Origin of the sequence: Nocardiopsis alba DSM 43377 (genome assembly GCF_000341225.1) — a bacterium.
Classification (GTDB): Bacteria; Actinomycetota; Actinomycetes; order Streptosporangiales; family Streptosporangiaceae; genus Nocardiopsis; species Nocardiopsis alba.
The window spans coordinates 75,395-87,905 of the sequence record NZ_ANAC01000009.1 but is presented as its reverse complement, the minus strand read 5'-3'; the positions used below and the strand labels follow the sequence as shown (position 1 = coordinate 87,905).

The following is a 12,511-nucleotide window of genomic DNA, read 5'->3' as shown; positions in this document are numbered from 1 at the left end:
CCCCTCGGAGAAGGCCCAGGTGAACCGGTGCGGGATACGACGCGGCGGGGTCGCGAGGCCTGTGGGCGCGGGCCCTCCCGCTCTCGAGAAGGCCCGCGCGCGTCAGGCGTTCAACCTCCCCAGAACCTCGGGAAGATCGGTCTCGTGCGCCACGGTCAGACGCCGGGTCGCCCGGGTCAATGCCACGTACAGATCGCCGGCGCCGCACGGTCGGGCGAGCAGTTCCTCGGGACGTACAACGATGACCGAGTCGAACTCCAGCCCCTTGGCCTCGGTGATGGTCGACACCACCACGGAGGGGGTCGACCCGTCGCGCCCTCGCTCCGCCGCGGGGCGCGCGGCCTCCGGGAGGGCCTCGGCCACCTCGGAGATCGAGGCGTCGGAGGCGATCACCGCGACCCGGCCCTCGCCGATGGCGTCGAGCTCCTCCGCGACGAGCCCGGGAAGATCGCCCTTCGGACCGTTCCCCATGAGGACGGCCCTGGGCGGATCGCCCTCCTCACGGACCGACTCCGGGGCCTCCTGACCGGGCGCCGCCACACGCAGCACGTCGGCGGCGACCTCCATGATCGGCGCGGGGGTGCGGTAGTTGACCCGCAGCGTCTCCACGTACACCTTGTCCCCGGCGTACGGTTCGAGCGCCTCCCTCCAGGAACGGGCGCCCACCGCGCTGCCGGTCTGGGCCACGTCGCCCACCACCGTCAGGGAACGGGTCGGGACGCGTCGCATGACCGCGCGCCAGGCCATGGGGGAGAGCTCCTGGGCCTCGTCCACGATCACGTGCCCGTAGGTCCACCTCCGGTCGGCCGCGGCCCGTTCGGCCGTGGTGGAGGAGGGGCCCGGCGCCCGGTGCCGGTCGGCGAGAAGGGCCGCGTCCAGACCCTCCGCCGGGTCCTCCGCCAGGCCGGTCAGCTCCAGAACGCCCTGGGCGTAGCGTTCCTCCTCGGCCCGTTCGGCGTCCTCGCGTCGACGACGCGCCCGCTCGGCCCCGTCGTCCCGTCCCAGCAGCTCGGCGGCCTCGTCCAGCAGGGGCACGTCCTCCACGGTCCACGGCGCCCCGGCCGGACGCAGGAGGAGCGGGGCCCGCTCCGCGTCGAGGCCGCCGGCCTCCGCGACCCGGAGCAGCGTCTCCCGGTCGGAGTACAGATCGCGCAGCAGCCGTCGCGGCGTCAGATCGGGCCACAGGGCGTCCAGCGCCTCGCGTACGGGATCCTCCTGCCACAGTCGTCCACCGGCGTGGGGCAGGTCCTCCTCGTCCACGGGGCGACCGAGCAGGGTCGACTCGGCCCGCGCGAGCTCGCGGAGCAGCCTGTCGACCACGTACTTGCGGGCGACGTTGTGCTCCAGCCTCAGGCCGCGGGCGGTGGCCAGGACGCGGTCGCAGGTCGGACCGGGAACGACGAGCGTTCCCGCGTCGGTCTCCACCCGCAGGTCCGGTTCCCCGAAGGCCCGCTCCGGTGAACGCTGCCGGTCCTGGATCGCGGCGCGCACCAGATCGGCCATGACGGGCGCGCCCTTGAGGGCGGCGACCTCGTGATCGTCGCCGATCGTGGCCTCCACCCCGGGCACCAGCTCCCCCACGGTGCGCATCACCACGTCGGTCTCGCCCAAGGACGGCAGCACGTCCCCGATGTAGCGCAGGAACGTCGGGTTGGGGCCCACCACCAGGACACCGCGTCGTTCCAGGACCGAACGGTGGGTGTAGAGCAGATAGGCGGCCCGGTGCAGGGCGGCGACGGTCTTGCCGGTGCCCGGGCCTCCCTGGACCACCAGGATCCCGGACAGGCGGGCGCGGATGACCCGGTCCTGTTCGGCCTGGATGGTGGCGACGATGTCGCCCATCCTTCCGGTGCGGCCCCGGGTCAGCGAGGCCATCAGCGCCGCCTCGCCGACGAGTTGACGGCGGTCCCCCTCGGTCAGGCCGTCGGGGTCGAACACCTCGTCGTCCAGTCCGATCACACGACGATGGCGGACCCTCAGATGCCGGCGGCGGACGATCCCTTCGGGGGAGCCCGGCGTCGCGGCGTAGAAGGGCCGGGCGGCCGGCGCGCGCCAGTCCACGAGGATGGTCTCGTGCTCGGTGTCGCGCAGTCCGATCCGCCCCACGTAGCGCGCCTCGTCGCCGTCGTCGTGGGCGATGTCGATCCTGCCGAAGCACAACCCCTCCTCGACCGCGCCGAAGCGCGCGTGCCGGAGGGCCTGCTCGTAGGAGCGGGCCTCGCGTTCCATGAGGGCGGCGTAGCCCGAGCGCTCCTGGAGGTGGGCCTCGGCGAGTCGCTCCCTGGTGTGGGCGCGCAGGTCGTCCAACCGCTCGTACATGGCGGTGACCCGGGCCTGTTCGGTCGCGATCGCCGCCTTCTCCGCCGAGGGGGAGAGATCGTCCTGTTGACGGGAGCTCATCTGTTTGCTATCCTTGCGTTGTGGAAGATGTGTGGAATTCTTCCTTGGATGCATGGGTGAAGCAGCCTAGCAGAGGAGTCCTCCTCGCGCCCACCCCTGCTCGTACGCCCTCGCCCCTCCCGGGACGAGGGTTTTCGTGTATTCGGCCCCGAAGACCGCGGGACACCGGCTACACTCGGCCCCATGCGAACCGAACCGATCAACGGACAGTGGTGGCGCCGCACTTAGGCGGCGCACCGATCAGTTCGCATACCCGAACAGCGACCGCCCCGGAACGGCGGTCGTTCGTGTTCTCCCACGGCCCCGTCCGGTGTGACCGACCCCGACCGTCGAACGCCCCGAAGGACCGGCCGTGAAGCCCAGCGACGCCCAGACCACCACGTACCGCACACCGAGCGGCGTGACCGTCCATCGCAGCGTCACCCCCTGCGATCCCGAGATCCTCACCGAACTCGTCACCTCGGTCGAGCACCGACGCGGCGGCGTGCTCTCCTCGGGCATGGAGTATCCCGGCCGCTACGACCGCTGGCACCTCGGGTACGTCGACCCCTGCGTGGAGATCGCCACCCGCGACCGGCGGGTGACGCTCACCGCGCTCAACGAGCGCGGACGGGTCCTACTCCCCGTCCTGGGCGAGGCGGTGGCCACCGTGGGGGAGACCACCGACCGAGGGGTCGACCACGTCACGGTGACCGTCCCCGAACCCGACCCGGCCGTCCTCTTCACCGAGGAGGAGCGCAGCCGCCGTCCCAGCGTCTTCAGCGCCCTGCGCGCGCTCGTGGAGGCCCTGAGCAGCCCCGAGGACTCCACCCTGGGTCTCTACGGGGCCTTCGGCTACGACCTGGCCTTCCAGTTCGAACACGTCGAACGCCACATCGACCGCGACCCCACCGACCGCGACCTGGTCCTGCACCTGCCCGACGCGATCATCGTCCGTGACCGCAAGCGAGAGACCTGTGTGCGTCACACCTACGAGTTCACCGTCCCGGCGGGGGAAGGGCGCCCCGAGGCCGTGACCGAGGGGATGCCCCGACGGACCGGTCCCACGCCGCCGGTGGTCGCCTCAGAGGTGCCGGAGGGGCCAGTGCCCGGCTCCTACGCGAAGATCGTCGCCGAGGCCAAGAAGCGCTTCCGCCGCGGTGACCTGTTCGAGGTCGTCCCCGGTCACCGCACGTTCGCCCGCTGCTCATCGCCGGCCCGCTTCTACGAGCGACTGCGCGAACGCAACCCCGCCCCCTACGAGTTCTTCTTCAACCTCGGCGAGGGCGAGTACCTGGTGGGCGCCTCCCCGGAGATGTTCGTCCGGGTCAGCGGCGCCCCCGACGCGGGACGACGGGTGGAGACCTGCCCCATCTCCGGCACCATACGACGCGGCGAGGACGCCCTGGCCGACGCCGAGAACATCCAGGAGCTCCTCTCCTCGGTCAAGGAGAAGTCCGAGCTCACCATGTGCACCGACGTGGACCGCAACGACAAGTCGCGGGTGTGCGAACCGGGCAGTGTCCGGGTCATCGGCCGCCGGCAGATCGAGATGTACTCGCGGCTCATCCACACGGTCGACCACATCGAGGGCACTCTGCGTCCGGAGTTCGACGCTTTGGACGCCTTCCTCACCCACATGTGGGCGGTCACCGTCACCGGAGCGCCCAAGACCTGGGCGATGCGGTTCATCGAACAGCACGAGAGCAGTCCCCGCCGCTGGTACGGCGGGGCCGTGGGCGTGATCAACTTCGACGGTTCGATGAACACCGGCCTCACTCTGCGCACCGCTCACATCCGTGACGGGGTGGCCGCCGTCAGGGTGGGTGCGACCCTGCTCTACGACTCCGACCCCGAGGCCGAGGAACGGGAGACCTTCCTCAAGGCCCGTGCCCTGTTGGAGACCCTCGCGCTGGGGGAGGCCGAGGACGAGGGCACGCCGCCCGAGGCGGGGCCCGTCCGAACGGAGGAGCGCCCGGGCGAGGGCATGCGCGTCCTGCTGGTGGACCACGAGGACTCGTTCGTCAACACCCTGGCCGACTACGTCCGTCGCCACGGGGCCGAGGTCACCACCGTCCGCTACGGCTTCGACCACGACCTCTTGGACCGGCTCGCCCCCGACCTGGTGGTCCTCTCGCCCGGTCCCGGCCTGCCCGAGGACTTCGCCATGTCGGAGCTACTGGACGCCCTGGCCGCCCGCCGACTGCCGGTGTTCGGCGTCTGCCTGGGCCTCCAGGGCATGGTCGAACACGCGGGAGGCGAGCTGCGCTCCCTCGACCACCCCGTGCACGGCAAGCCCGGACGGGTCCGGGTGCTGGGCGGAGACCTGTTGGAGGGGCGGGGCGAGGACGGACTCTTCCCGGCCGCGCGCTATCACTCCACCTATACGGTGCCCGAGGCGGTGAAGAACTTCGAGGTGACCGCCGTCCTGGACGCCGAGGCCGGCGAGGAACCGGTCGTCATGGCGATCGAGGACCGCGCGGCCCGGTGGTACGCCGTCCAGTTCCATCCCGAGTCGATCCTCACCGCCGCCGACGGAGAGGACATCGTCGCCCGGGTCCTGGAGCTGGCCCGGCGCTGAACCGGCGTGGGCGGCGGCGCGACCCGTGTCACAGTGGCCGCCGCCCACCTGGGCCGACGCCGAGTGAAGCGAAGGCATCACCGAGGCGAAGTTTGATCGGATCGTGACCGGACAGGGGTTGCGTATGGGTATTCTGCTAACAATTCTCGGGATCATCCTTATCGTCTCCGGTGTTCTGGGGGTGCTGCGCGGACAGCTCCTCTGGGGTATCGCCGCCATCGTCGTCGGCCTCTTCGTCGCCCCCGGCTACTTCTACGGTCTCTGACGGAGCGCCTCCGCCCCTCGCCGACCTCGCGGACGGGGTGGGGCGGGGCAGGTGCGAACGGACGGACGCCCTCTGACCGGCGATGTCCGATGCCCGGCCGACCACGCCCGACCGGCGGGACGTGTACCCTCGGGGGAGGTCAATCGGCCCCGCCCCACACACGTTCCCGTGCCCTGGAAGATCCAGGTCGCGGCGGTCGAGCGTGCCATGGGACGGGGAGTCGCGAGGAGAGGGTGCTGTGAAGAAGGTCGAGCCCCAGGTCCGCCTGGTCGCACGTCCACAGGTGGACTACGACGCCATCGCCGACTACCTGGAGGAGGTCGGCGGAGCCGCGTGGCTGGAACGGTTCGACCGGGGTGAGCTCGACGCCCACCTCAACGACCCTCAGAACCTCGCCGAGTTCGCCGGGCGCCTGTGCTACCGCTCCTGGGAGCCGGGCCTGAACCCCAACGTCACGCGGGTGCGCAAGGACCAGGACGCCTACCTGGGCAACATCCTCGCCAGCCTGCACGGGTCGGTGCTGGAGCACGTGAGCTTCAGCTTCGTGCTGCACAACGTCTCGCGGGTGCTCACCCACGAGCTCATCCGGCACCGTCCGGGTGTGGCGGTCTCCCAGGAGTCGCTGCGCTTCGTACGCCTGACCGACCTGCCGTTCTGGTTCCCGGACTGGGCCGAGGACGACCCGGAGCTGATGGAACGCGCCACGGAGATGCTCCAGCGGATGGAGGAGTTCCAGTTCTGGATGGCCGAGCACTTCGGCCTGGACGACGAGGGCGTCAAGTTCGCGGAGAAGAAGCACAAGACCTCCTTCATGCGCCGCTTCGCCCCCGAGGGCGTGGCGACCGGTCTGGTGTGGACCGCCAACGTGCGCACCCTGCGGCACACCCTGGAGGCCCGCACCGCGCCCGGTGCGGAGGAGGAGATCCGGCTGCTGTTCAACCTGATCGGCGAGACCCTCCAGAAGGAGGCCCCCGCCCTGTTCGGCGACTACGTCGTCGAGGACGGTGTCTGGGTTCCGAAGCACCGTAAGGTCTGACCGACCGCGCTCGAACACGCACGACGCCCGTCCGGAACCCCTCCGGGCGGGCGTCGTCCGTCGTGCGGAGGTGGTGTCGAGGCCCGGGCCCCTCATTGGCGGGGAATTGCCCAGGGTATTGACGGGACGGGGGTGCGGCCCGGGGCGTCGGGGGCAATGAAGGTGGTCGGTGGGGTCTCCACCGACCACCTTTCTCATGCCCACACCCAGGGAGACGTCATGGCCCACGACAGGAACGACACCCCGGACCGGGAAGCGGACCACGCGACCGCCTCACGGGACGCGGAGGAGGCGGCCGCGAGCAAGGCCCCTCCCATGCCACCGGACTCCGCCTTCAAACTCGGTCCCGCCGGGCTCAAGGAGAAACGCCCACGACTCCTGGCCGACCTACAGAGATATCTGGACCATCAACGGCACTACTTCCTCGGATACCAGGTCAACCAGGGGCTCGACGACGTCGCCTACGACCTGTCGGACCTGCTGAGGGTGCACACCAACAACATCGGCGACCCTTTCAAGGACAGCAACCTGCGCACCCACACCAAGCCGTTGGAACGCGCGGTGCTCGCCTACTACGCGGACCTGTGGGGGATCGCCCCGCACGACGAGAAGGATCCGAAGAGCGCCTGGGGCTACGTGCTGAGCATGGGCTCCTCCGAAGGCAACATCTACGGTCTGCTCAACGCCCGCGACTTCGTCTCGGGCAAGCATCTGCTGTTGGAACGCGGCACGTCCGAGAGCCGGGTGCCGCGGCTGGCCATGGCCCAGGCGACACCGGTCACGGGGAACCCGAACGCCACCGTCCCGGTGATCCTCTTCTCCCGGGAGTCCCACTACTCGATCGCCAAGAGCGCGCACACGCTCGGTATCCCGACGTTCGGCGCCATGGGCAACGATCCGAAGCGGGACTACCTCAAGGACGCGCGGAGGGTCATGGGCACCCCCACCTGGCCGACCGAGGTCCCCTCCCACGACGACGGCCGCATCGACGTGGACGGGCTCGTACGGGCGGTCGACTACTTCGCGGAGAAGGGCCACCCGGTGGTGGTCGTGCTCAACCTCGGCACCACCTTCAAGGGGGCCTACGACGACGTCGAGGAGGCCGTGTCCCGGCTGGGCGGGGTGTTCGAGAGGCACGGGATGTACGACCGCGAGTTCACGGTCGAAAGGGACGGAAAGAAGGAGAGGATCAAGCGCGACGGCTTCTGGATCCACGTCGACGGCGCGCTCGGGGCCAACTACGTCCCCTTCCTGGCCAAGGCCGGGGTCGCGGTGCCGAAGTTCGACTTCTCCCTGCCCCGACCGGGGGTGAGCTCCATCGTGGCCAGCGGTCACAAGTATCCGGGCTGTCCCTGGCCGTGCGGGGTGTTCATGACCAGGCGCGGACTCCAGTTGCAGCCGCCGCCGATGGCCGACTACGTGGGGTCGCCCGACACCACCTTCGCCGGGTCGCGCAACGGGTTCTCCGCGGCGGTGCTGTGGAACTTCTTCGCCGAACACTCCCACGACGACCAGGTCCGGATGGCCAAGGGCTGCCACGACACGGCCGTGTACACCGCGCGGCGACTGGAGGAGAAGGTGGCGCCCAGACTCCGCGAACTGGGGAAGGACCCTCTGGAACGCGAGCTGACCCGGCACTCGTTCAGCGTCCGGTTCAGGGCCCCGGTGGAGCGGATCATCGAGAAGTACTCGCTGGCCACGGTGACGGTGCCCTTCGGGGAGAGCTCGGTGAAGACCTACGTCCACCTGTTCACGATGCCGCACGTGACCGAGGCGCTGATCGACGAGCTGATCGCCGACCTGATGGAGGAGGACGCCTTTCCCGCGAGCGCGGTGCGCCCGGTCGCCACGAGGGCGCTGATCCCCGAGCAGCACACGCCCGCCGAGGAGACGGAGGTGCTGTACTCCGTGGCCATGACCGATCGGGGCTTCGCCTGACACGGGGCGACGGTCCGTCCGGTGAGCGTGTCGGAGGGACCGTCGCCGACCGCGAGGTGTGACGTGGGGGTGTGAGCCGTGACATGCTGCCGTATCGCGAACTCGAACGATCGAGATGCGGAACCCATGGCCTCCTCGGAGGTCGTGGACGGCACCACTCCCTCACGGAAAGGCCCACCATGACCGGACAGCGGAACACCACGATCTTCCGGAACGTGCGTCCCATGGGCGGAGAGCCCATCGACCTGACGGTCGTCGACGGGGTGGTGGCCACCGAGGCCCGAGGCCCCGTCGAGGAGGTCGACTGCGGGGGAGGGGTCGCGCTGCCCACCCTGGTGGACGCCCACATCCACCCCGACAAGACCACCTGGGGCGAGCCCTGGTACTCGCGTCGCGCGGCCCGGGGCATCGCCGAACTGGGTGAACAGGACGCCGAGGTCTTCCGGAACATGCCCACGCCGGTGTCCGTGCGCTCCGGACGGCTCATGGGCCACGCCGTCACACGAGGCACCCGGGCCATGCGCGCCCACGCCGACGTCGCCCCCGCCTACGGGCTGGAGGGGCTCCTGGGCGTCGGGGAGGCCGCCGCGAGCCTGTCCCACGCCCTCGACGTGCGGATCGTGGCCTTCCCCCAGCACGGTGTCCGACGGGCCCCCGGAACGGACGCGCTGATGGAGGAGGCGTTGCGGACCGGCGCCGCCGACCTGATCGGCGGGATCGACCCGGAGGGGTTCGACGAGGACCTCGACGGCCAACTGGACCTGGTCTTCGGCCTGGCCGATCGCTACCGGGTCGGTGTCGACATCCACCTGCACGACCGCGGCCCCGTGGGATCGCGCAGCCTGTGGGCGATCATCGAGCGGACCCGGGCCCTGGACATGGGCGGTTCCGTGACCGTCAGCCACGCCTTCGGGGTGGCCGAGGTGGACGAGGGGTTCGACGCCCTGGCCTCGGCGCTCGGGGAGGCGGGCATCGCCCTGACCACCATCGCCCCGGACCCGGCACGGGTACTGCCGGTGGCCCGCCTGCGCGAGCACAGGGTGCGGGTCGGCGTGGGCTCGGACGGGGTCCGTGACGCCTGGAGCCCCTTCGGCGACGCCGACATGCTGCACCGGGCCCACCGGTTGGCCACGACGCTCCGGGCCCGTCTCGACGAGCAGCTCTCCGACGCCTTCCTCACCGCCGCGAACGACGGGGCGGCCCTGGTCGACCTGCCCGAGGTCGACTTCACTCCGGGTTCCCCCGCCGACTTCCTGGTGGTCGACGGGGAGTGCCTGCCCCAGATCGTGGTGGACCTGCCGCCGCGTCGTCTGGTGGTGCGCGCGGGTCGCGTGGTCGCCAGGGACGGCGTCCTGGTGTGAGTCGGAGGCGCCGCCGACGACCAGGGCCTTCGGCCGCGGTGGCGCCCTTCCACCGGGGCGGGTGCGCCCGATCGGGTCGAGGCCGTATCGTGTCCTTCCGAAAGCGTAAGAAAACCGAAAGCCTCGTGTCCTAGGTTCTGCTTTCGAGAGATGTCGGGGACGGACGACATCTCGGGTTCCTCCCCTCTCCACGTCTCGCGGATCGTGGGGAGAGGATGTGCACCACCGGGCGGTGGTCGGTGGAGAGCGCCGACCACCGCCGCCTTTTACCTTGTGGACGATGTCCTCGTGTTCGAGCTACCGGTGCGGGGCGGCACCGGTCGGAAAGGGGCGCATCGCGCGGTTTCTGGTGTGTCCTCCCAGGTCGGGGGAGCGTGGAAGCTTAAGGTCGCACTTGTCGGCCGCCGACACGACAGGGGGAGCGCGATGACCGGGACCGAGGACGTGGGCGCGGAGATCGTCGAGGAGGAGGTCTCCGGTGACGAGAGCGGTCGTGAGCCGGAGGCCGAGCCCGAACCTCGCGGGCGTCGGGCCGAGGAGGGGCGCGGTCACACGATCGTCGTCGGCGCCGGTATGGCCGGTCTGGCCGCGGCCGATCTGCTCGCCGAGCGCGGGGAGCGGGTCACCGTCCTGGAGGCGCGGGACCGCCTGGGCGGTCGCATCCACTCGGTGCGGACCTGGGACGGCGTGACCCTGGACGCCGGGGCCTCCTGGATGCGCGGTGAGGAGAACAACCCGCTCTCCCGGCTGGTGCGCGACTCGGGTGCGCGCACGGCCACGTTCAACCGTTCCACCGAGACCGCCTACGACCCCAAGGGGCGCCGTCTCCTCTTCGATCGTCACCGCCGCAACATGGAGGACGTCAACCTCCTGCACGAGCACATGTACTGGGCGACGGTCGGCGCGACCGAGGACCAGTCCATGGAGCAGGGGATCGAGCACGCCCTCTACGACGTGAACCTGGTCCGTTCCCGCGCCAGGGACGCGACCGAGATCGTCCACCGCATCGCCGAGGCCGACCACGGCGCGGAGGCCGACGAGATCTCCTTCACCGCCGTCGGCTCCACCCACGAGTTCAGCGGCGACGACGTCGTCTTCCCCGACGGCATGGGGGAGCTCACCGACCACCTGGCGCGGGGGCTGGACGTACGCCACGAACACGTGGTCCTGTCCGTGGCCCACGACGCGGACGGTGTCCGCGTACGCGTGGAGACGCCAGACGGCGAGGAGACCCTGACCGCCGACCGTGTCGTGCTCACCCTTCCGCTCGGGGTCCTCAAGGCGGGGACGATCGACTTCGATCCGCCGCTTCCGGAGGACAAGCGCGACGCGGTGGAACGTCTGGGCAACGGCCGTCTGGAGAAGCTCTTCCTGCGCTTCGACGACGTCTTCTGGGGCGACGCCGAGGTGCTGGTGCACCTGGGCACGGAGGAGGGCACCTGGTTCCACTGGTACGCCGGGCAGAACGTGTTCGGCACCCCGGTACTGGTCTGTCGCAACGGTGGGGACGCGGCCCGCTTCCTGGCCGGCATGGAGGACGGTGAGGTGGTCGAGCACGCCATGGCCTCGCTGCGGAGCATGTTCAAGAAGGCCCCGGACCCGATCGACCACTACCTGACGCACTGGATGGACGACCCCTTTGCGCGAGGCGGGTTCTCCTTCACCGCCGTCGGTTCGGGCGACTCCGATCGCGTCGCCCTGGCCGAACCGATCGAGGACCGCGTCTTCTTCGCCGGCGAGGCCACCGATCTGGAGCACAGCGCCACGGTCCACGGGGCCCTGCTCTCGGGGTTGCGCGAGGCCGAGCGGATCCTGGCGCGCGACTGAGGGGCCTTCGCCGGGCGTCGCTCCCGAGCGTGTCCACCGCCTTGGCCGATAGTGGCCGTGAGAGCGGCCCGCCTCCGGTCCCTTCCGGCCCCGAAAGCCCAGGTGATCACCGGGTCACGCGGTGAGTCCGTACAGGATACGATTAGCGGGCGGCCGTTCCGGGGCGCCACGAGGGCGCGACGGGACGCGCGGTGGCGGGGGAGACGGACCCCGCCGTTATCGTGGGCGCTATGGGGCGATCCGCGGAAGAAGGCAGACACGAGGCGGGGGGCAGTGTGGCCGGCCCGGTGGTCAGTGACCGCATCTGGACGGTTCCCAACCTGTTGAGCATGCTCCGGTTGTTGGGCGTACCGTTGTTCCTCTGGCTCGTGCTGGTGCCCGAGGCCGACTGGTGGGCGCTCCTGGTCCTGGCCTTCGCGGGGGTCAGCGACTGGTTGGACGGCAAGATCGCCCGGGCCTGGAACCAGGCCTCCCGGCTGGGGCAGTTCCTCGACCCGCTCGCCGACCGGCTCTACATCTTCGCCGCCCTGCTGGGTCTGGTCATCCGGGGCATCGTCCCGTGGTGGCTGATGGCCATCCTGGTCCTGCGCGACGTCCTCATCATCGGGGCCCTGCCCCTGCTGCGCCACTTCGGCTATGGGCCGCTGCCGGTGAACTTCGCCGGCAAGGCCGCGACGTTGTGCCTGTTGTACTCGTTTCCCCTGTTGTTCGTGGCCGAGTACGCGTCTCTCGTCGCTGATGTGGCGAGGATTATAGGTTGGGCCTTCGCTCTGTGGGGAACGGCTCTTTACTGGTGGGCCGGTTCGCTCTACGCCGTACAGGGACTGCGCCTGATCGACCAGACCCGCCGCGCCGAACGTACCGATCACGAAGGTGTTCGCACGGGAGTCCCCGACGGTGACACGCGGGGTGGGCACACGGATCGACACGATCCGACCGCACCGGCGACCGTCGACGGCGACCCCGGCGCGGAACCCGAGGGCCCGGATCCAAGGGGCCACAGGGATCAGGGCGGCACCATGCCCTGATTCGGAACACCGGCGGGCCGGCTCACCGCGGACCTGTCGGATCGAAAGGGAGTGTCGTCTCCGCCATGAGAACATGTCCCACCACGCGTGATGGCG

Annotated in this window: 8 protein-coding genes; 7 read left to right on the top strand and 1 reads right to left on the bottom strand. The window is 70.3% G+C overall.

Going from position 1 to position 12,511, the window contains the following annotated elements; genetic code table 11:
• Positions 1-102 precede the first annotated feature (102 nt).
• On the bottom strand, positions 103-2,400 hold the full coding sequence (locus tag D451_RS0107080; protein WP_017533896.1) for a HelD family protein: 2,298 nt from the start codon (positions 2,398-2,400) through the stop codon (positions 103-105).
• 352 nt (positions 2,401-2,752) lie between these two features.
• Between D451_RS0107080 and D451_RS0107075 the strand changes: the two genes are divergently transcribed.
• From D451_RS0107075 to D451_RS0107045, 7 genes are all read left to right on the top strand, one after another.
• Positions 2,753-4,960: an anthranilate synthase component I gene (locus D451_RS0107075; protein ID WP_017533895.1), complete on the top strand. Its 2,208-nt coding sequence runs from the start codon at positions 2,753-2,755 to the stop codon at positions 4,958-4,960.
• Positions 4,961-5,084: 124 nt separating this feature from the next.
• Positions 5,085-5,225, top strand: coding sequence for a GPGG-motif small membrane protein (locus D451_RS28240; protein WP_014912075.1), 141 nt, complete (start codon positions 5,085-5,087; stop codon positions 5,223-5,225).
• 238 nt (positions 5,226-5,463) lie between these two features.
• Positions 5,464-6,261 carry an FAD-dependent thymidylate synthase gene (gene thyX / locus D451_RS0107065; RefSeq protein WP_014912638.1) on the top strand — a complete coding sequence of 266 codons (798 nt, stop codon included), beginning with the start codon at positions 5,464-5,466 and terminating at the stop codon, positions 6,259-6,261.
• A gap of 219 nt (positions 6,262-6,480) precedes the next feature.
• Positions 6,481-8,199, top strand: coding sequence for a pyridoxal-dependent decarboxylase (locus D451_RS0107060; RefSeq protein WP_241463295.1), 1,719 nt, complete (start codon positions 6,481-6,483; stop codon positions 8,197-8,199).
• Between the two features lie 179 nt (positions 8,200-8,378).
• Entirely contained in the window at positions 8,379-9,560 is a 1,182-nt protein-coding gene (locus D451_RS0107055; RefSeq protein ID WP_017533893.1) for an amidohydrolase, read from the top strand.
• A 426-nt stretch (positions 9,561-9,986) separates the two neighbouring features.
• On the top strand, positions 9,987-11,387 hold the full coding sequence (locus D451_RS0107050) for a flavin monoamine oxidase family protein (RefSeq protein WP_014912041.1): 1,401 nt from the start codon (positions 9,987-9,989) through the stop codon (positions 11,385-11,387).
• A gap of 275 nt (positions 11,388-11,662) precedes the next feature.
• Positions 11,663-12,415, top strand: coding sequence for a CDP-alcohol phosphatidyltransferase family protein (locus D451_RS0107045; protein ID WP_014912242.1), 753 nt, complete (start codon positions 11,663-11,665; stop codon positions 12,413-12,415).
• Positions 12,416-12,511: the final 96 nt, after the last annotated feature.